Here is a 19,592-nt window from a genome sequence, read left to right as displayed (position 1 = left end):
GTGGAGGGCGTGAACCCCGTCTCCCCGAAACTGACCACCGCCCGTTACCTCGGCAGACTGCCGTGGCTGATCCTGCCCCTCCTCATCTTCGTGGGCCTGGCCTGGTGGGTGAGCCCGTGGTTCTGGATCGGCGCCGGTGCCGCCCTGGCGCTCCTGGCGTGGCAGGTGTGGCTCATCCCGGCGCAGGTGAAACTGCTGGGGTGGCAGGAGACGGACGATGAGCTGCTCATCACGAAGGGGCGGCTGTGGCACACGTTCACGGTCGTGCCCTATGGGCGCATCCAGTTCGTCGACGTCACCGCCGGGCCCGTCGAACGCGCCCTGGGGATGAAGACCCTCAAACTGCACACGGCCTCGGCCACCTCGGACTCCGTCGTCGAGGGCCTGCCCGCCGACACCGCCGACGCCCTGCGCGGGCGCCTCGCCGTCAAGGCCCGGGAGAGGATGAGCGGACTGTGAGCCCGGACGCGGAGTTCCGGCACGTCCACCGGCTGACCCCGCTGCTGAAGTTCTGGACCGTGCTGCTGGCGCTGCTGGCGGTGCTGCTGGTCAACACCGGGCTCGCGGATCTGGCGCAGGCGTGGACGTGGCTGCAGGAGGGCAGGTTCCTGCTGCTGGCGGGTGCTCTCGGGGTGTTCCTCCTGGCCTGCGCGGTGGTGTGGTTCGGTTCCCACGTGTGGTGGCAGGCGATGGGTTACCGGCTGGGCGCGGAGGAGCTCGCCCTCCGGCAGGGGGTGCTGAGCAGGCAGCTGCGCACGGCCCGCTATGACCGGATCCAGGCGGTCGACGTCGTGGAGTCGGTCATCGCGCGGATCTTCCGGCTCGCCTCCGTGCGGGTGGAGACCGCCGGTGGCCGGGACTCGGTCATCGAGATCGCCTTCCTGCCGAAGGCGGAGGCGGAGGCCCTGCGCCGGGAGGTGCTGGGGCGCACCCGGGCGGACGCCCCGCAGTCCCCGCAGTCCCCGGTGGCCCCGGATCCCCCGGCCCTCATCCCCGAGATCCCCATCGCCCGTTCCCTGACGGCCGCCGCCCTGCAGCTGAGCACCCTCCTCGGTGGCCTGTTCACGGCTCTGCTGCTGCTCAGCCCGCTGGGGTGGGCGACGATCATCCCGGCATTGTTCGGCCTCCTGCCGGTGGTGTGGAACCAGATTGACCGGAGCTGGCGTTTCACGGCGCTTCTCGACGACACCCCGCAGGACCCCGTCCTCCACGTCTCCTTCGGGCTCGCCGACCGCCGGCGGCAGTCGATCCCGCTGGACCGCATCCACGGCGTCACCCTCCATCAGCCGTGGCTGTGGCGGCTGACCGGCTGGTGGTCGGTGGCGGTGTCGGTCGCCGGCTACAGCACCGGCACGAAGGGGGCGACGACGCGGATCCTGCCCGTCGGCACCCGGGAGCAGGCCGCACGCCTGCTGGCGGTGGTCAGCCCGGTCGCCGACCCGCAGGTCGTCCCCCCGACGTTCACGTCCCCCGCGCGGGCCCGCTGGGTGTCACCGGTGGACCTGCACCAGCAGTCGGTGGCGGTGCTGCCGGGGGCCGTCGTGACGCGCACCGGGCGTCTGTCCCGGCGGTGGAGCGTCATCGACCCGGGCCACATCCAGGAGCTCTCCCTGGTGCGGGGACCGTTGCAGCAGCTGCTCGGCCTGTGCACGGTGCGCCTCGACCTGGTGCCCGGGCCGGTGCGCATGGCCGGGGAGGATCTCACTCCGGAGGACGGCAACGCGCTGCTCAACCGGCTCCGTCAGCGCGAACTGCCGGCCTACACCCCGCCCGGGAAACCCAGCTGACGCCAGGCCTCGTAGGTGGCCACGGCCGCCGAGTTGGACAGGTTCATGGAGCGCCTGCCCGGGATCATGGGGATGCGCACCTCATGCTCGAGGCGTGGATGCGCCAGCACCGATGCGGGCAGGCCGGTGGTCTCCGTGCCGAAGAGCAGGGCGTCACCCTCCCGCCAGGCCACGTCGGTGTGCCACACGGTGGCGCCCGTGGTGAAGGGGAAGACACGGGAGGTGGCGGGCAGCGTCGACAAGCACTCCCCGAAGGTGGGGTGGACGGTGACCTCAGCGAGGTCGTGGTAGTCCAGGCCGGCGCGGCGCAGGTGCTTCTCGGTGAGGTCGAAACCCAGCGGCTCCACCAGGTGGAGGTGCGCCCCGGAGCCTGCGCACATGCGGATGGCGTTGCCCGTGTTCGGGGGGATGACCGGGTTATCGAAGATGACGTGCAGAATGCCCATTGGCAAGAGTCTAGGATGAGGGGCGTGACTGCGATCAAACTTGACGGACAACTCTACCGCGACGAGATCTTCGAGGACCTGGCGAAGCGCACTGCCGCCCTCAGGGAGAAGGGCATCGTGCCCGGCCTGGCGACGGTCCTGGTCGGCGACGACCCGGCCTCCCACTCCTACGTGAAGATGAAGCACCGCGACTGCGAACAGATCGGCATCAACTCGATCCGCAGGGATCTGCCGGCCGACATCTCCCAGGAGGACCTGCTCGCCGTCATCGACGAGCTGAACAACGACCCGGCCTGCACCGGCTACATCGTCCAGCTGCCGCTGCCGAAGCACCTCGACGAGAACGCCGTGCTCGCCGCCATCGACCCGGACAAGGACGCCGACGGCCTCCACCCGGTCAACCTGGGCAAGCTCGTCCTCAACGAGCCCGCCCCGCTGCCGTGCACCCCGAACGGCTCCATCCACCTGCTGCGCCGCTTCGGCGTCGAGCTCAACGGTGCGAAGGTGGTCGTCATCGGCCGCGGCGTCACCGTCGGCCGCCCCATCGGCCTCATGCTCACCCGCCGTTCCGAGAACTCCACCGTCACCCTGTGCCACACCGGCACGAAGGACCTGGCCGCGGAGACGAAGAACGCGGACGTCATCATCGCCGCCGCCGGCGTTCCGCACATGCTCACCGCCGACATGGTCAAGCCGGGTGCCGCGGTCCTCGACGTCGGTGTCTCGCGTCTCGACGGCAAGCTCGCCGGCGACGTCCACCCGGACGTCTGGGAGGTCGCCGGACACGTCTCCCCGAACCCGGGCGGCGTCGGCCCGTTGACCCGCGCCTTCCTGGTGGCCAACGTCGTCGAGAGGGCGGAACTGCTCGCAGGTGAGTAAACCCCTGGGCAGACCCCTGGACAATCCCCACGACCTCACGGTGGCGCCCTCGCGGCTGCCCCGGTGGGTGCAGTGGGGATTCGTCATGTGGTTCATGCTCGGAGTGGTCGTGGCCAGCGTCTTCGCGCTCACCGAACACTGGCGCCGCGCCACCTTCGTCCTCGGTGTCTCGCTCCTGTGGCTGGCCGTGGTGCGCTACACGTGCGACTCCCGCATCGTCGGGGTGTTCGCGGTGCGCTCCCGGCGTTTCGACGCCGCCTTCTGCACCGTCGTCGGGGGGTCGATGGCGTTTCTGTCGGCGTCGGTGGACGCGCTGGGGTCCTAGAGCGGGGCTGCCCCGCGAAACGTACCGCGAAGGGGCCTCCACCGGGTTGGTGGAGGCCCCTTCGCGGTACGTTCCGGTTGCCTAGATGAGGTAGCCGTCGTCCTCGTGGGCGTCATCGTCGAGCACGCTGAGCACGAAGAAGCGGCGGATGATGCGGTCCATCTGCCGGAACTCGGCCAGGAAGGCGTCATGGCCGACGGGGGAGGAGATCCGGGCGATGCCCATGAGCTCCGGGAGGTTGCGGGACAGATGCTCCTGCTGGTGGTACGGGTAGAGGATGTCCGTGTCCACGCCGACGATCATCGTCGGCACCGTGCAGGCACCCAGCGCCTTGTTCAGCCCGCCGCGGCCCCGGCCGATGTTGTGCCGGTTGAGGGACTCGGTGAGGGTGACGTAGCTGCCGGCATCGAAACGCTCGACCAGTTTGCGGCCGTGGTACTGCAGGTAGCTCTCCACGGCGAAGCGCTGGTGGGGGTCGCGGAAGGTGCCCAGCGGGTCCTCCCCGTCCTGGCGGCCGGCACCGAAACGCTCGTCGAGCTCCTGCTCACCGCGGTAGGTGAGGTGGGCGATGCGGCGGGCGGCGGCGAGACCGCCGTCGGGGGAGCGGCCGGTGTCGTAGTAGTCGCCGCCCTGCCAGTCGGGGTCACGTTCGATGGCGGAGATCTGGGCGGATTGGATGCCGATCTGCCAGGCGCTGGCCCGGGCGGAGACGGCGATGACGCACACGGCGTTGACCTTGTCCGGGTACATCAGCGCCCACTCCAGGGTGCGGGCGCCACCCATGGAACCGCCGAGGACGGCGTGGATCCGGGAGACGCCGAGGGCGTCGAGGAACTGCTTCTCCGCGGTGACCTGGTCGCGGATGGAGATCGCCGGGAAACGGGATCCCCAGCGGCCGCCGTCGGGGTGCTCGGAGGCGGGGCCGGTCGACCCCTGGCAGCCGCCGATGACGTTGGTGCACACGATGCACCACGCGTCGGTGTCGAGCGCGCGGCCGGGGCCCAGCAGGTCACACCACCAGTCGGCGACGTTGGTGTCGCCGGTCAGGGCGTGTTCGATGAGCACGAGGTTGTTCATCCCGTCCGGGTCACCGCGGAACTCACCCCAGCGGCGGTAGGCGATGGTGACGTCGTCGATGACGCCACCGGCCTCCGTGTGGAGGTCACCGATGCGCACCTGCGCGAGTTCGCCCTGGGGAGCCAGGTTGAGGGAAGGGATGGGACTCACCGTCCTGAGATCTGCCGGGGGACACACTTTTCAACGAGAGTAGATTCGCCCGTCGGCATGCGCAAACAGCAGGGACGCAAAAATTCACGTCTCCGCAGGTGGGAGACGTGAATTTATGTGGACCAAGCTGTCTCTTAGACGGCGTTCAGGGCGTTGTCCAGGTCGGCGATGATGTCGGTGATCTTCTCGATGCCCACCGACAGACGGATCGTCCGCTGCGTGACCTGCGCCCGGGCCAGACCCTCCGCATCGGACTGGGAGTGGGTCGTCGTCGCCGGGTGGACCACCAGGGAGCGGACGTCGCCGACGTTGGCCAGGTTGGAGTGCAGCTGCAGCGCGTCGATGAGGGCCCACGCGTTGGCGCGGTCCTGCTCCTCGGAATCCGCCGGTGCGAGCTCGAAGGTGAGCACCGAACCGGTGTGGGTCAGGCCCAGCTTCTCCTTCACCGCGCGGTAGGGGGAGTCCTCCGCGCCGGCGTAGTTCACCTTCGCCACCTTCGGGTGGTTGCGCAGGAACTCGACAACCTGGGCAGCGTTCTCGTTGTGGCGCTCGATGCGCAGGGACAGGGTGTCCAGTCCCTGCAGCGTCACCCAGGCGTTGAACGGGCTTATCGACGCGCCCGTGTCCCGCAGCAGACCCACCCGCGCCTTGAGGCCGAAGGCCGCGGCACCCAGGTCGGCGTACTTGAGGCCGTGGTACGCCGGGTCCGGGGTGACGAACTGCTCGTGGACCGGCTTCCCGTCGCGCTCGACGGTCCAGTCGAACTTTCCGCCGTCGACGAGGATGCCGCCCAGAGCGGAACCGTTGCCGGTGTAGAACTTGGTCAGGGACGCCACGACGACGTCGGCACCCAGTTCCAGCGGGCGGACCAGCGCGGCGGTGGCGATGGTGTTGTCGACGATGAGCGGCACACCGTTGCGGTGCGCGACCTCGGCGACGGCCGGGATGTCGAGGATGTCGGCGGCCGGGTTGCCGAAGGTCTCACCGTAGAAGGCGCGGGTGTTCGGCTGCACGGCGGCCTGCCAGGACTCCGGGTCGGAGGGGTCCTCCACGAAGCTCACCTCGATGCCCAGGCGCTTGAGGGTGACCAGGAAGAGGGTCTCCGTGCCGCCGTAGAGGTGCGGGGAGGTGACGATGTGGTCGCCGGCGCCGGCGACGTTGAGGATCGCGGCGGTCTCCGCGGCCTGGCCGGAGGCGAAGGCCACGGCGTGGACGCCACCCTCGAGGGAGGCGAGGCGGTTCTCCAGGACCTCCACGGTGGGGTTGGTCAGGCGGGAGTAAACGGGACCGAGGTCCTCGAGGGCGAAACGCTGCTTCGCGTGCTCGGCCGAGTTGAAGACGTAGGAGGTCGTCAGGTGGATGGGCTGGTTACGGGAGCCGGTGCCCGGGTCCGGGTTCTGGCCGGCGTGGATGGAACGGGTCTCGAAGTCCCACTGGTCTGCTGCGGAGTTGTCGTATTTAGTCATGGGAGAAGATTACGGCGTACCGCATCCGGTTTTAAACCGAGCTGTCTGTCACGGGCAGGTCTGCGCAGTTCAAGGCGTGTGAATAAAAATAAACAGCCGCTAGACCAAGTGGTCCGTCCGCCGCGGAAAAGGAACGCCGCCCTGCCCCGGGAGGGGCAGGGCGGCGTCGGCAAGCGTCAGAAGAGTGTTACTTCTTCAGGCCGTCGATGATCTCGTTGAACTTGGAGGACGGACGCATGACGGCGGAGGTCTTCTCATCGGACGGGGCGTAGTAGCCACCCAGGTCCACGGCGGAACCCTGGTTGTCGATGAGCTCCTGGTCGATGGTCGCGGCGTCGGCGTTCAGGGCCTCGGCGACCGGCTGGAAGGTCTCGGCCAGCGCGGCGTCGTCGGACTGCTCGGCCAGGGCCTCGGCCCAGTAGGTGGCCAGGTAGAAGTGGGAGCCACGGTTGTCGATCTCGCCGACCTTGCGGGACGGGGACTTGCCCTCGGCCAGCAGCTTCTCGGTGGCCTTGTCCAGGGCGTCGGCGAGCACCGCGGCCTGCTTGTTGTCCTGGGTGCGGCCGATGTGGCGCAGGGACTCGGACAGGGCGAGGAACTCACCGAGGGAGTCCCAGCGGAGGTGGTTCTCCTCGACGACCTGCTGGACGTGCTTCGGGGCGGAGCCGCCGGCACCGGTCTCGAACAGTCCACCGCCGGCCATGAGCGGCACGACGGAGAGCATCTTGGCGGAGGTGCCCAGCTCGAGGATCGGGAACAGGTCGGTGTTGTAGTCACGCAGGACGTTACCGGTCACGGAGATGGTGTCCTCGCCGCGACGGATGCGGTCGACGGACAGCTGGGTCGCCTCGACCGGGGAGAGGATGCGGATGTCCAGGCCCTCGGTGTCGTGGTCCTGCAGGTACTTCTCCACCAGGGTGGTGAGGTTGCGGTCGTGGGCGCGCTCCGGGTCCAGCCAGAAGACGGCCGGCATGCCGGAGATGCGGGCACGGTCGACGGCCAGCTTGACCCAGTCCTGGATCGGGGCGTCCTTGGCCTGGCAGGCGCGCCAGATGTCGCCCTCGGAGACCTCGTGCTCGAGCAGGACCTCGCCCGCTGCGTTGCGGACCTCGACCTTGCCGTCCGCCTCGATGCGGAAGGTCTTGTCGTGGGAGCCGTACTCCTCGGCCTTCTGGGCCATGAGGCCGACGTTCGGGACGGTGCCCATGGTGGTCGGGTCGAAGGCGCCGTTGGCCTTGCAGTCCTCGATGACGGTCTGGAAGACACCGGCGTAGGAGGAGTCCGGGATGACGGCCAGGGTGTCCTGGGTCTTGTCGTCCTTGTTCCACATCTGGCCGGAGGTGCGGATCATGGCCGGCATGGAGGCGTCGACGATGACGTCGGACGGGACGTGCAGGTTGGTGATGCCCTTGTCGGAGTTGACCATGGCCAGGTCCGGGCCGTTCGCGAGGGCCTCGTCGAAGGCCTGGCGGATCTCCGCGCCGTTCTCCAGCTCCTCGAGGCCGGAGAAGATGGCGCCGAGGCCGTTCTCACCGTCGAGGCCGGCGGCCAGCAGCTGCTCGCCGTACTTGTCGTAGACGTCGGCGAAGAAGGCGCGGACGACGTAGCCGAAGATGATCGGGTCGGAGACCTTCATCATGGTGGCCTTGAGGTGGACGGAGAACAGGATGCCCTCGTCCTTGGCGCGCTTGACCTGCTCGGCCAGGAAGGACTCCAGTGCGGCGGCACGCAGGACGGTGCCGTCGACGACCTCGCCCTCGAGGACCTTGAGGTCCTCGCGCAGCTTGGTCTCGGTGCCGTCGGCGGCGACGTGGACGAAGGAGAGGGTGTCCTCGGACGGGAGGACGACGGACTGCTCGTTGTGACGGAAGTCGTCGGAGTCCATGGTGGCGACGTTGGTCTTGGAGTCAGCGGACCACTCGCCCATGCGGTGCGGGTTCTTCTTGACGAAGTTCTTCACGGCCTCCGGGGCACGACGGTCGGAGTTGCCCTCACGGAGTACCGGGTTCACAGCGGAACCCTTCACTACGTCATAGCGCTTGCGGGCGTCCTTCTCCTCGTCGGTCTCCGGGGAGTCGACGTAGTCGGGAAGATCGTAACCCTGCTCCTGCAGCTCCTTGATGGCGGCCTTGAGCTGCGGGACGGACGCCGAGATGTTCGGGAGCTTGATGATGTTGGCTTCCGGGGTCTTGGCCAGCTCACCGAGCTCGGTCAGGGCGTCGTCGATCCGCTGCTCCTCGGTCAGACGGTCCGGGAACTGGGCCAGGATGCGTCCGGCCAGGGAGATGTCCCGGGTTTCGACATCAATACCCGCGGTGGCGGCGAATGCCTCAACAACAGGCTTGAACGAATAGGTCGCGAGCAGCGGGGCCTCGTCAGTGCGGGTCCAGATGATCTTTGCCATGTAACTCCCTAACGCTTTCTTCAATCTCGGCAGTGTCAACGGCTAAGGATACCCGTGACGACAGTGGCCCTGCCACCAACGGCGATATGGTGGTTCCTATGAGTCTGACCATCACCTCCGTCAACGTCAATGGAATCCGCGCCGCCGTCAAGCAGCGCAACGAGGACAATCCGGGCATGCTCGCCTGGCTGGAGCAGTCCCCGACCGACGTGGTGCTTCTGCAGGAGGTGCGCGCGACCGTCGAGGAGTCCGTCAAGGCGTTGCAGCCCGCCCTCGACGCCGGCTGGCACTACGTCGGCGCCCCGGCGGCGGCCCGGGGTCGCGCGGGGGTGGGCATCCTCTCCCGCGCCCCGCTTGACGACGTCCGCGTCGGGATGGGTTCCTTCCTTGATTCCGGCCGCTGGATCGAGGGCACCTACGAGGGCGTGCGCGTCGCCTCCCTGTACCTGCCCTCCGGTTCGGCGGGCTCGGAGAAGCAGGACGAGAAGTACCGCTTCCTCGACGAGTTCGGCCCCTACCTCGACAGCCTGGCCGCGGACCACCCGGACATGGTCATCGGCGGCGACTGGAACATCTGCCACCGCCGCGAGGACCTGAAGAACTGGAAGGGCAACATGAAGAAGTCCGGCTTCCTCGCAGATGAGCGGGCTTTCATGGACTCCGTGTTCGGTTCCTTCCCGGATGAGTCCCCGCAGGAGAAGCCCGGGCTGGGGGAGTACTTCGGGGTGGTCGACTACGACGGGCGTACCATCTGGGGTGCAGCCACCGAACCGCGGTGGTTCGACGTGGCCCGTCGACTCCAGCCGGAGGGCGACGGCCCCTACACCTGGTGGACCTACCGTGGGCAGGCGTTCAACAACAACGCCGGCTGGCGCATCGACTACCAGGCGGCGACGAAGAGCATGCTCGACCGAGCCGAGCGCAGCTGGGTCGACCGCGCACCCACCGTGGAGACCCGCTGGTCCGATCACTCCCCCCTGAATGTGACGTACTCATAGATCATGGATGCTGTCGATACCGCCCATCTGCTCGTCATCACCTTCGTCATCGGCATCACCGCTGAGGCGATCACCGCTGCCCTGGCCGCCGGTAAACAGCGGATGGACCTGTTCGGCGTCGTGGCCCTGGCCGCGCTCACCGCTCTCGGCGGCGGCACGATCCGCGACATGGTGCTGGACACCTACCCCCTGACGTGGGTGGAGCAACCGGTCTATCTGGTCATCGTGGTCGTCACCGCGTTGGTGACGGTGTCGTTGTCCTTCCTCATGCACTACTTCCGGAAGGTGTTCCTGCTTGCCGACGCCGTCGGCCTCGCCACCTTCTCGGTCATCGGCACCCAGATGGCGCTGGACCTGGGCTACGGCTTCGTCATCGCGTGCGTGGCCTCGGTGGTCAACGGCGTGTCCGGCGGCATCCTGCGTGACCTTATGAGTGACCGGGTGCCGCTGGTGTTCTCCAAGGAGCTCTACGCGACGATCTCCCTCTTCGCGACCTCCATCTACATGGGCCTGCTGGCCATGGGGGTGGGGGAGAACTGGACGATCGTCATCACGCTCGTCGCGGCCTTCGTCATCCGCGTCATCGCCATGTACTTCGGTCTCAGCCTGCCGGTGTTCGAGTACCAGACGGAGGGGGAGTCGAAGAACCCCCGCTCCTCCCTGCACTACCAGTCCACCCGCCGCAGCCTGCTGCGTTCCCGCAACCGCGTCTCCTTCGACACCTCCCGGTACTCGCTGCTCAGCAAGCTGCCGGGGCGCAAGGGCAAGGCGCAGAAGAAGCAGCGGTGGGTCCTCCCGGAGGATGACCCCGAGACCGATCACGAGGACAGCCCCAGTTAGATCCCCCGGGTGCTAAAGTGTTGCACGACTGTCGAACTAAAAGAGAAGTGGAATACAACATGAGCGCTCTCATCTACCTGGTCCTTGGTGCCGCCCTCATCGCCGGTGGCGTGTTCTGGTACATGGCCGTCGGCTTCTCCGTGATGGCCGTTGTCGCAGCACTGGTCATGGGTGCCGGCGGTGCCCTCGTCGCCGCGGGCATCGCGGTCCTGCTGGACAAGCACAGCCCGACCTCCCGCAAGCTCTAGCAGCTCCGGGCGGAAGGCGGCGTCGATAAGCAGGTCATCGACGCCGCCTTCTGTATTGCGGGCTACACTCAACAGCCATGAACGAGCAGAACCCGTCGACCGAATCCCGCCAGCGCGTCCTCTCCGGCATCCAGCCGACCGCCGACTCCTACCACCTGGGCAACTACCTGGGTGCACTGAAGCAGTGGATTGAGCTGCAGGACAACTACGACGCGTTCTACTTCATCCCCGACCTGCACGCGATCACCGTGGACCAGGACCCGGAGGAGCTGCGTCACCGCACCGTCGCAGGTGCCGCCCAGCTCATCGCCCTGGGCATCGACCCGGCGAAGTCCACCCTGTTCGTCCAGTCGCATGTGCCGCAGCACGCGGAGCTGACCTGGGTGTTCAACTGTCTCACCGGCTTCGGCGAGGCCTCGCGCATGACCCAGTTCAAGGACAAGTCGCAGAAGCAGGGCACCGACCGCGCCACCGTCGGCCTGTTCACCTACCCGGTGCTCATGGCGGCGGACATCCTGCTGTACAAGCCGCAGTACGTGCCGGTCGGTGAGGACCAGCGCCAGCACCTCGAGCTGACCCGCACCCTCGCCGAGCGCTTCAACTCCCGCTACGGCGAGACCTTCGTCGTGCCGGAGGGCTTCATCCCGGAGGGTGCCGCCAAGATCCAGGACCTGCAGAACCCGACCGCCAAGATGTCCAAGTCCGCGGACAACCCCAAGGGCTGCATCAACCTCCTCGACAACCCGAAGACCTCCGCCAAGCGCATCCGCTCGGCCGTCACCGACAACGACGGTGTCATCGCCTTTGACAAGGAGAACAAGCCGGGCGTGTCCAACCTGCTGGTCATCCAGTCGGCGCTGACGGGTAAGTCCATCGACGACCTCGTCGCCGGCTACGAGGGCCAGGGCTACGGCGCGCTCAAGGTCGACACCGCCGACGCCCTCGAGGCGTTCACCACCCCGCTCAAGGCGCGCTACGAGGAACTCATGGACGACCGCGGCGAGCTCGAGCGCATCCTCGCCGCCGGCGCGGAGCGGGCCCGGGAGGTCTCCGAGCCGCTGCTCCAGGAGGTCTACGACAAGGTCGGTTTCCTGCGTCCGCTGCGCTGACGGGGAGCCGGCCCCGCACCGGTGTAACGGTTCAGTCGCAGCGGGTGCGCGGCGCCCTGTTCTTACCTACCGTTGAAGTCATATCAACACATTCACAGATGCGACTTGCAACGAGGAGTTCCCGTGGCCACCAGCACACACCCCGACAGCCGTTACACCGACGAGTTCGGCATTGAACGGGTCCGCGACGATGAACCCGGTGCCGTCGACAAGGTCCGGGAGAAATCCGAGATGGTCGACCATCTCATGCGGATGCAGGACCGCTACTCATCCATGGGCGGCAACCAGTACTCGGCGGGCATCACCTATTTCTCTGTGCTGGCGATCTTCCCGCTCCTCATGCTGCTGGTGGCGGGTATCGCCACCTTCCTGGCCAGTCGGCCGGAGGTGCTCGGGGAGGTGCAGGCCCGGATCTCCGGTGCCGTTGAGGGCGAGGTGGGGGCCCTCATCAACGACATCCTCGACACCGCCATCGAGCAGCGCGGTGCCGTCGCCGGCATCGGTGCGCTGACCGCCCTGTGGTCCGGACTCGGCTGGATGAACAACCTGCGTTACGGCGTGTCCAAGATGTGGAAGGTCGACCCGACGGCGGTGGGCAACTTCTTCAAGAACAAGCTCTCTGACCTCCTCGGACTCCTCGGCCTGGGACTGGCACTGGCGCTCGCCTTCGCGGTCACCGCGATCGGCAGTTCGGGTCTGACGGAGTACGCACTCGACTTCGTCGGCCTCGGGCACATCCCGGGTATCCGGGTGATCACCTTCCTGGTGGCGGTGGTCATCGGTGTCCTGGCCAACTTCCTGGTCATGGCCTGGTTCGTGTTCTACCTGCCGCGCACGAAGGTGCCGCGCCGCTCCGGGCTGCAGGCCGCGCTCATCGGCGCCGTCGCCTTCGAGCTGATCAAGCAGCTCGGTTCGCTGTTCGCCTCCAACGCCCTGTCCAACCCGGCGGGCGCGACCTTCGGACCGATCATCGGTCTCATGGTCCTGCTCTACCTGGTGTGGCGCCTGGTCATGTACGTCTCCGCCTGGGCCGCGACCACGGAGGAGTCCATGCAGCTGGCCCAGATGCCGGCCCCGGAGCCGGCCGTCATCCGCGTCCGCCAGGAGATCCGTCGGGGCCCCGGTGCCGGCACCGCCGCCGGCCTGGGTGCGGCGGCCGCCGCCGTCGGCGCGGGCGTCATCGCGCTGCTCCGCCGGAAATAGGGGTCGGTATCAGGGCACCTCCCGATGTGGGAGGCGGCAGGGTCTCCTAACCTGGAGTCACAAGAACAACAGAAAAGGTGACTGACATGACTTCCCCGATGCCCGACCTCTACGACATGCTCTCCCTCAACCGCTCCGCCTCCGCCGAGGACCTCGGCCGGGAGATCGCCGGCCGCGACCTCGTCCTCGAGCAGCAGATGATCCTGGACACCGATCCGCGTCGTCGGCAGCTGCAGACGGCGTTCTCGGTGCTCTCGGACGAGAGGCGCCGCGCCACCTACGACGAGGCCCTCGCCTCCTCCCGGCCCCTGGAGTGGTCCGACCTGGAGTACCTGGGCAACTTCGGTTCCTTCCCGGACCCGCTGTTCCTCCCGCAGCAGCCCCAGCCCGCCCCGCAGCCGCCCTCGAATCCCTACAACTACCCGGTCGGCAGCCCGGCGGCGCCCGACCCGCTGAGCAACCCCTTCGCCCAGGCCGCGGGCTACACCGCACCCACTCCGGCCCCGCTGCCGGAACTCCACGCTGACCGCCCTTCGGCGGGGCTGCGCCTGGGCATGATGCTTCTCGACGGCCTGACGTTCTCCATGGTCTCCGGCCTCCTCATGGTGAGTGTGGACTCCGACAACGTCATCGCCGGCCTGCTGGTGGGGCTCGTCGGCCTGGCCTGGTTCCTCGGCTTCGAGGTGCTCACGGGCGCCTCCCCGGTCAAGCACCTCTTCGGTTATGAGGTCCGTGACTCCACCACCCGCGAGAAGCTGAGCTGGGAGCAGTCGGCGAAGCGTCAGTGGTGGCGGGTGGCCAGCATCGTTCCCGGGATCGGCTGGCTCATCAGCTTCGTCGGCATGATCGCCATCGGCACCTCGATCAAGCCGCAGACCGGTCACCTCGGTTCCCACGACCGCTGGGCCGGCGCCGAGGTGGTCCGGAAGTCCGGACGCTGATCACCGCCGCCACCAGCGCGAGCAGTCCCACGACAGTCACCGCGATGATCCCCGGTTCCGCCCAGGGCCGGGGATCGTCCGTGTCATGGACGCCCGGCACCTCGACGGGCGGGGCCTCCGGGGTGGGTGTCGGCGCCGGCGTCTCCTCCGGTGCCGTCACGAGCGGTTCCAGCAGACCGACACCCTGCCCTGCGGTGGTGCGGAAGGCTGCGTCGAGAAGCAGCTGCGCCTGCTGCCAGGCACGCGCCTTCTCGACGGTGGTGTCGAGCACCACCGCGAACAGCCGGCGTCCCCCGTGCTCCTTCGCCCCGACAAAGGTGTGGTTCGCGTCGTCGGTGTACCCGGTCTTGCCGCCGAGACCCTCAGGGTCGTTGAGGAAGAGACCGTTGTCGTTCCAGACCTCGTAGCCCTCGCGGTCGTCGTAGCCGGGGAAGGGGATGTGCTCGGTGTTCATCACCGCCAGCAGCTCCGGGTTGCGGTACGCGGTGCGGTAGACCAGGCCCATGTCGAAGGCGGAGGTGGACATCCCGGGGGCGTCGAGCCCGGAGTAGCTGGCCGCGACGGTGCCGGTGGTGCCGAGTTCACGGGCCAGGTCGTTGATCTTCCGCAGCGTGACCTCATCACCGCCGAGTTCCTGCGCGAGGGCGTGCGCGGCGTCGTTGCCGGAGGCGAGCAGCAGACCGTGGAGGAGCTGGTCGACGGTGTACGTCCCGCCTTCGCCGATGCCGACCGCGGAGCCGATCTGCTCCGCCGACTCCCGGCTGACGAGCACCTCCGTGGAGCGGTCCAGCTCCTCCACGACGACCATCGCCAGCAGCATCTTGATGATGCTCGCCGGCCGGTAACGCCCGTGCGGGTCCTTCGCGGCGATGATCTCGCCGGAGTCGATGTCCGCGACCAGCCACGCGCTGGCGTGGACCTCCTCGGGAACCTCGAAACCCCGCGGCGCGGACACCCCGCACGGCGTCCCGGCGGCCGGGGCGACGACCGGCAGGGGAGTGGGTTCCTCCCCGGGCACGGGCACCTCCGAGGTGCTGCGTGGCTCCGGTGGGCGCAGTGCGTTGGGGCAGTCGTCGGTGACGGGGGCGTGTTCGCGGGTGGACGGGGCCTCCGCCGTCGGTCCGGTGGTGACGGTCGGGGGTACGCCCAGCGCGGCGACGAGCGCGAGGGAGGCGAGGATCTTCATGGTGAGGGTCATCGTAGGCCGCGGTTAGGATGGTCCCCATGAATGACATCTCGGCAGTTGTCGCCGATCTGCCCAAGGTCCTCCTCCACGAGTATCTCGAGGGCGAGCCCGCCCAGACCCCCGACACCCTCACCGCGCAGGTCCGCGGGCATCTCGAGCGCCTCGCCGCCGAGCATGTCGTCTACGTGGAGCTGCGCCTCACCCCGGAACTGCACACCGCCGGTGGGCTCACTCCCCAGGAGGTCATCGACTGCGCCGTCGCAGGACTCGACGTCCCGCGTATCGACGCCCGCCTCATCCCCACCGCCCTCCCCGACGGGGACGTCGCGGCCGTCGCCGAGCTGGCGGTGCGTAACCGGGGGCCGCACGTCGTCGGTGTCGCCGCGGTCGCCGGGGGAGCCGGGTCCCTGGCCCGCCATTCGGACGCCTTCCGCCTGCTGCGCGAGAACTACGTGCCCTTCACCGTGGAGGCCGGCCTGCACGGCGGCATCGGGGAGATCGGGGAGGCCCTGCAGCTGGGCGCCGTCCGCCTCTGCCACTCCGTCAACCTGGTCGATGACTTCCACATCGACACCGAGGGCTTCGAGGGTGTCCTGCCGGGCCGGGTCTCCGGCTGGGTGCGTGACCGCCACCTCACCGTCGACCTCGCGCCGACCCTCGAGGTCGCCGTCGAGGCAGTCCCTGACCTCGCCGAGCATCCGCTGACCCTCCTGCAGCAGCTCGGCTTCACGTGCACCGTCAACACGGGTCGTTCCTCCGTCGCCGGTTCGCTGAGCGAGGAGTTCGCCCGCCTCGCCGAGATCCACGGTTACGGGCTGGAGGAGTTCTTCGACCTCACCGTCAACGCCGTCAAGGGCGCCTTCATCAGCGAGGTTGAGCGCCAGGACCTGCTCGAGCGCATCATCCTGCCGGCCTACGAGGCACAGGACCTGGAGGCCGGGCTCGACGAGTTCGGGGACCTCGGGGAGGGCGTCGAGTAGCTCCCTAGAACTTGGAGAAGCGCTTGACCAGCATCTCCTCGAGGTCCTTCCAGGAGTTCGCGTGGTCGGTGTACGGCTTGGACGGCACATAACCGGCCGTCTCCGTGGAACCGAGCATGTAGGACAGGTAGTCCTGCGTGCGCGGGTTGGCCAGCAGGTAGGAGTTGAGCGAGTCGTCGGCGGCCCAGTCGGCGGCGTCGGCGAACAGCTCGTAGCCGCGGGACATCTGCGCGGTGTCCACGGCCTCCGGGCCGGCGTTGATGTCCGCGACCAGCCCCTGGTAGGAGTACTGGTTGTCCGGGTGGACGATGACGTCGAGCTCACCGGCGTTGGCGTGGGTCATGACGGTCTCCCAGGTCGGGAGGGCGGCCATGTCGTGCTCGTCGTTCTCGACGAGCCAGCGCGCCAGCTGACGGGTGGTGGGGAAGGTGAAGATCTCGCCGTACCTGCCCAGGAACACCGGGCGGCCGTCCATGTAGCAGCGCAGCGTGTAGACGGACTTGCCGTCGAGGGTGATCTTGATCGGGTCGATGCCGGCCACACCCCAGACGGAGGAGTCGTACGGGTCGGCCTTCTCCTCGGCCTCCTTGGCGGCGGCCTCGGCGGCGGCGCGGGCCTCGGCGGTGGCGATACGGGCCTCGTCGATGAGCTTCTGCGCGGCGGCGGTCTCCTCCTCGGAGACGTCGATGACGCGGACCTGCCCGTCGAGTCCCGCGACGACCGTCGGCCAGTTGTCCAGGACGGTGCGGCCGACGGCGGACCACTCGCCGAGACCGTGCTCACCCGAGTAGTGGTCGGCGCCGCGCTGGACGTTGCCGAGCACGGAGTGGGACGCGAAGAAGAGGATGACGTCGTCGATGCCGAGGACCTCGGCCAGGGACTTCGTCATCTGGAAGGAACGGGCGACAGCGGCGACGTTCTCGTAGGACGGGCGCCCGGCCAGGAACGCCGGGGTGCCGATGATGTCGAAGGTCTCCTTCTTGTCCGGCACGATCATGTCGGCCGGCAGGGTGTCGAAGTGGCCCCACTTCGGGTGGGAGAGCAGATCGTGGCGCTTCCCGGACTGCAGGAAGGCGTAGAGCTTCGCCGGGGAGGTGAAGAGGTACAGCCCGGAGTCGTCGCCGAGGAAGGCCTGCCACTCGGCTCCGTGCTCCTTCCAGTTCGGTGCCCAGAGGGTGTAGAAGTCGCCCTCGGTCAGAGACAGTTTCACGGGAATGATCGCACGGGAGGTCATGGGGCGGAATTCTACCGGAGACCTACCCCGTCGGTCGCCAGAAGCCCTTGAACGCCATTCCGACATTGCTGGTCCGCAGCGGGTTGAGTGAGACGGGGTCCCCCGCCTCGATGAGCTGGCCGTCGCCCGCGTACATCGCGACGTGCCCGTCCCACACCGCCAGGTCCCCGGGCTGCAGCTGGTCCGCGCCCACCTGGACACCGACGTTCTGCTCCTGCGCCAGCCGCGGCAGCTCCACCCCGGCCTGCCGGTACGCCCACTGGGTGAAACCGCTGCAGTCGAACCCGGCCAGAGTCGTGCCTCCCCACAGGTAGGGGGTTCCCAGGGCACTCTTCGCGGCGGCCACCGCCGCCTCACCCACCGACGACTGCTTGTCGACGTCCCCCGGCCCCACCTCCGCGGGCATCTCCGGGGGAGCCTCCTCCGCCGGGGCCGGCAGCGCGGCGGCGTGGTCCGTGGCGGCGACCCGGTCGAGGTCGTCGGCGAGCGGGGCGAGCAGCCCCTCGAGGTCGGTGACCCGGCTGGTGGCCTCGGAGACGAAGATCTGTCCCAGGTGCTGCAGTTCGAGCAGCGCCCCGGTCTGCGCGCCGGGCGCCGGGGACAGCAGGCGGGGCAGGATCCCGGCCGCCCGGCGGAGGAGTTCGTGGCCCAGGTGGGTGAGCTCGGCGCGGGTGGTCTCCACGTGGGCGGCGGCGCGGTCGCTGAGTTCCGCGACCAGGGCACGGTCCCCGCTCAGGGCGCGGGCGGCCTCGACCAGGGCGGTCCCGCCGGTGCCGCCCTGCGTGAGCATCTCCGCGAGGGGGACCGCCGCCTGGAAATCCGGGAGAGCCGGCAGCCGGACCGGGGACAGGTGGGCGGGGTGCAGCCCGAGGATGTGCTGCAGCGCAGCGACGATGTCCCTCATGCGAGCCTCCCCAGGTCCGTGGCGAGGAGGTGGTCGGTGTCTGCGGCAGCCGCGATCACCCGGTGCGAACTCTCACCGAGCACGCGGGCCCGGTCGTGGACGTGGCGGGTCTGGGTGTCGAGGTGCAGGAGAGCGTCGAGAAGTGAGGCCGCGAAGCGGCCCTCCCCGGAGACGGTGACGGGGGTGGCGGGTGGATGGACTGCGGCGTCGAGAAGCTCGGAGGACAGGAGACGGGCATGGGCCGGATCGAGATACAGGGTGCTCATGCCTTAATTGGACTGCGGAAACAGCCGAAAGGTTCCCGCGACCTCAGGAGACCGTGAGCCCCGAGGCGACGGCCACCGTCTGCGCCGCCACCAGCAGGGAGAACACCGCGAGCAGCAGCCGGTCGGCGGGCCCGGACGCCGAGATGCGGAAAGGCTTCGGCAGGCGGAACTTCCACCAGCGGCGACGCCCCAACGGGACCAGCGGCGCCAGCAGGGGAATGCCGTTCTTCGTGATGGAGTCACCCGCCAGATGGGTGAGCACCCCCACCGTCACCGCGGACCCCAGCACGACCGCCGAGGCCGTCGTCGGGACATACACCCAGGCCCCCGCCGCCAGCAGCGCCGAGACGGCCGTGACCGCCAGCCAGTCCTTCTTCTTCGACCACTCCGGGAGCAGACCCCGGATCGCCAGCCCGAGGAACACGAACAACAGGCCGATCGCCGCGGGCTTCTCAAACGTGCCGATGAGGAAGGACGCCACCACCCCGGCCAGCAGGGCGAACCAGAGGGTGTGCGTGGCCGTCCGGTGCCCGTGACGGCACCGCCGGTCGCGGGAACCACGGGTGAGATTCACGAAGGCCTGCGCGGTGTTCTCGATGACATGCGACAACCCGAGCGAGAAGGGACCGAAGGAGCGGGAGACGGTGGCCTGCGGGGAATCGAGATCCGGGAGGAGCGCCGCGCCCGCGGCGATCCCCGCGTAGACGAACGCCTCCTCCGGCGAGGTGACCCCGCCCCAGGAGGCGGGGAGTACCTGGGCGACGGCGAGACCGACGGCGGCGCCGCTCATCGAATGAGTGGGGCCCATGACCATGGTGGTGGTCCTTTCTCCCGGGGAAAACAACAGACCCCTCCGGGAAGGGGCCGAGATTTTGATGCTACCAACCTGGGGTCTGTGGATGGGGTGGGCTGGCGGGGTCAGCCGATCTGGACCTTGGTGACGCAGTCGATCTTGGCGTACCTCTGCCCCTTCTTGTCGATGTTGGTCATCGCGTAGTTGCCGCCGTAGGCGCGGCAGCCGGTGTAATTGTCTCCACCACCGCCGGACGGGGCAGAAGGCCGGGATGCTGCGGGGGCGGGCGGGGTGGCGGCCCGGGCGGCACGTTCCTGTTCACGGCGCTGAGCCTCCGCCGCTTCCGCCGCTTCCGC

General features: G+C 68.5%; 20 protein-coding genes and 1 pseudogene. 11 read left to right on the top strand and 10 right to left on the bottom strand.

The window, feature by feature from the left end; genetic code table 11:
* Positions 1–9 precede the first annotated feature (9 nt).
* Positions 10–459: a PH domain-containing protein gene (locus GXZ33_RS07540; protein WP_291340225.1), complete on the top strand. Its 450-nt coding sequence runs from the start codon at positions 10–12 to the stop codon at positions 457–459.
* A complete protein-coding gene (locus GXZ33_RS07535; protein ID WP_291340224.1) occupies positions 456–1,787 on the top strand; it encodes a PH domain-containing protein in 1,332 nt (443 codons plus the stop codon). The genes GXZ33_RS07540 and GXZ33_RS07535 overlap by 4 nt, the downstream gene beginning before the upstream one ends.
* Here GXZ33_RS07535 and GXZ33_RS07530 read toward each other — a convergent pair.
* The gene (locus GXZ33_RS07530) at positions 1,760–2,233 is read right to left on the bottom strand and encodes a tRNA (cytidine(34)-2'-O)-methyltransferase (RefSeq protein WP_291340223.1); all 474 of its coding nucleotides are present in this window, start codon (positions 2,231–2,233) and stop codon (positions 1,760–1,762) included. The genes GXZ33_RS07535 and GXZ33_RS07530 overlap by 28 nt on opposite strands.
* A 24-nt stretch (positions 2,234–2,257) precedes the next feature.
* Between GXZ33_RS07530 and GXZ33_RS07525 the strand changes: the two genes are divergently transcribed.
* Positions 2,258–3,112: a bifunctional methylenetetrahydrofolate dehydrogenase/methenyltetrahydrofolate cyclohydrolase gene (locus GXZ33_RS07525; protein ID WP_291340222.1), complete on the top strand. Its 855-nt coding sequence runs from the start codon at positions 2,258–2,260 to the stop codon at positions 3,110–3,112.
* Positions 3,105–3,437: a DUF3017 domain-containing protein gene (locus GXZ33_RS07520; RefSeq protein ID WP_291340221.1), complete on the top strand. Its 333-nt coding sequence runs from the start codon at positions 3,105–3,107 to the stop codon at positions 3,435–3,437. The genes GXZ33_RS07525 and GXZ33_RS07520 overlap by 8 nt, the downstream gene beginning before the upstream one ends.
* Before the next feature lie 81 nt (positions 3,438–3,518).
* Here GXZ33_RS07520 and GXZ33_RS07515 read toward each other — a convergent pair whose 3' ends face one another.
* From GXZ33_RS07515 to GXZ33_RS07505, 3 genes are all read right to left on the bottom strand, one after another.
* Entirely contained in the window at positions 3,519–4,664 is a 1,146-nt protein-coding gene (locus GXZ33_RS07515; protein WP_291340220.1) for a homoserine O-acetyltransferase, read from the bottom strand.
* Positions 4,665–4,798: 134 nt separating this feature from the next.
* Positions 4,799–6,130 (bottom strand): O-acetylhomoserine/O-acetylserine sulfhydrylase, encoded by a 1,332-nt coding sequence (locus tag GXZ33_RS07510; RefSeq protein WP_291340219.1) that lies wholly within the window; start codon positions 6,128–6,130, stop codon positions 4,799–4,801.
* 187 nt (positions 6,131–6,317) lie between these two features.
* Positions 6,318–8,534 carry an NADP-dependent isocitrate dehydrogenase gene (locus tag GXZ33_RS07505; RefSeq protein WP_291340218.1) on the bottom strand — a complete coding sequence of 739 codons (2,217 nt, stop codon included), beginning with the start codon at positions 8,532–8,534 and terminating at the stop codon, positions 6,318–6,320.
* A gap of 98 nt (positions 8,535–8,632) precedes the next feature.
* Here GXZ33_RS07505 and GXZ33_RS07500 point away from each other — a divergent pair, with 98 nt between their 5' ends.
* The 6 genes from GXZ33_RS07500 to GXZ33_RS07475 all read left to right on the top strand — a co-directional run bounded on the left by GXZ33_RS07500 (position 8,633) and on the right by GXZ33_RS07475 (position 13,873).
* Positions 8,633–9,532, top strand: a complete 900-nt coding sequence (locus GXZ33_RS07500; RefSeq protein ID WP_291340217.1) for an exodeoxyribonuclease III — start codon at positions 8,633–8,635, stop codon at positions 9,530–9,532.
* A gap of 3 nt (positions 9,533–9,535) precedes the next feature.
* The gene (locus tag GXZ33_RS07495; protein WP_291340216.1) at positions 9,536–10,372 is read left to right on the top strand and encodes a trimeric intracellular cation channel family protein; all 837 of its coding nucleotides are present in this window, start codon (positions 9,536–9,538) and stop codon (positions 10,370–10,372) included.
* 59 nt (positions 10,373–10,431) lie between these two features.
* Positions 10,432–10,620, top strand: a complete 189-nt coding sequence (locus GXZ33_RS07490; RefSeq protein ID WP_291340215.1) for a hypothetical protein — start codon at positions 10,432–10,434, stop codon at positions 10,618–10,620.
* A gap of 77 nt (positions 10,621–10,697) precedes the next feature.
* A complete protein-coding gene (trpS, locus tag GXZ33_RS07485) occupies positions 10,698–11,729 on the top strand; it encodes a tryptophan--tRNA ligase (RefSeq protein WP_291340214.1) in 1,032 nt (343 codons plus the stop codon).
* Positions 11,730–11,852: 123 nt separating this feature from the next.
* Positions 11,853–12,932, top strand: a complete 1,080-nt coding sequence (locus GXZ33_RS07480) for a YhjD/YihY/BrkB family envelope integrity protein (protein ID WP_291340213.1) — start codon at positions 11,853–11,855, stop codon at positions 12,930–12,932.
* 86 nt (positions 12,933–13,018) lie between these two features.
* Positions 13,019–13,873, top strand: coding sequence for an RDD family protein (locus GXZ33_RS07475; RefSeq protein ID WP_291340212.1), 855 nt, complete (start codon positions 13,019–13,021; stop codon positions 13,871–13,873).
* Here the strand turns inward: GXZ33_RS07475 and GXZ33_RS07470 are convergent.
* Positions 13,797–15,059: a D-alanyl-D-alanine carboxypeptidase family protein gene (locus GXZ33_RS07470; protein ID WP_291340211.1), complete on the bottom strand. Its 1,263-nt coding sequence runs from the start codon at positions 15,057–15,059 to the stop codon at positions 13,797–13,799. The genes GXZ33_RS07475 and GXZ33_RS07470 overlap by 77 nt on opposite strands.
* 38 nt (positions 15,060–15,097) lie before the next feature.
* On the opposite strand from GXZ33_RS07470, the gene GXZ33_RS07465 reads away from it, so the two are divergent.
* Positions 15,098–16,039 (top strand): adenosine deaminase family protein, encoded by a 942-nt coding sequence (locus GXZ33_RS07465; protein ID WP_291340210.1) that lies wholly within the window; start codon positions 15,098–15,100, stop codon positions 16,037–16,039.
* Positions 16,040–16,043: 4 nt separating this feature from the next.
* On the opposite strand, the gene GXZ33_RS07460 is transcribed toward GXZ33_RS07465, so the two are convergent.
* From GXZ33_RS07460 to GXZ33_RS07440, 5 genes and pseudogenes are all read right to left on the bottom strand, one after another.
* Positions 16,044–17,273, bottom strand: a complete 1,230-nt coding sequence (locus tag GXZ33_RS07460; protein ID WP_291340209.1) for a hypothetical protein — start codon at positions 17,271–17,273, stop codon at positions 16,044–16,046.
* A 22-nt stretch (positions 17,274–17,295) separates the two neighbouring features.
* Positions 17,296–18,177, bottom strand: a complete 882-nt coding sequence (locus GXZ33_RS07455; protein WP_291340208.1) for a C40 family peptidase — start codon at positions 18,175–18,177, stop codon at positions 17,296–17,298.
* Positions 18,174–18,443: a hypothetical protein gene (locus tag GXZ33_RS07450; RefSeq protein WP_291340207.1), complete on the bottom strand. Its 270-nt coding sequence runs from the start codon at positions 18,441–18,443 to the stop codon at positions 18,174–18,176. The genes GXZ33_RS07455 and GXZ33_RS07450 overlap by 4 nt, the downstream gene beginning before the upstream one ends.
* Before the next feature lie 43 nt (positions 18,444–18,486).
* A complete protein-coding gene (locus GXZ33_RS07445; RefSeq protein WP_291340206.1) occupies positions 18,487–19,257 on the bottom strand; it encodes a metal-dependent hydrolase in 771 nt (256 codons plus the stop codon).
* Between the two features lie 104 nt (positions 19,258–19,361).
* Positions 19,362–19,592 (bottom strand): annotated as a pseudogene (locus GXZ33_RS07440) (nuclease); the annotation flags it as partial.

Origin of the sequence: Corynebacterium sp. (assembly GCF_012838985.1) — a bacterium.
Taxonomy (GTDB): Bacteria; Actinomycetota; Actinomycetes; order Mycobacteriales; family Mycobacteriaceae; genus Corynebacterium.
This window is presented reverse-complemented; position numbering and strand designations above follow the sequence as displayed.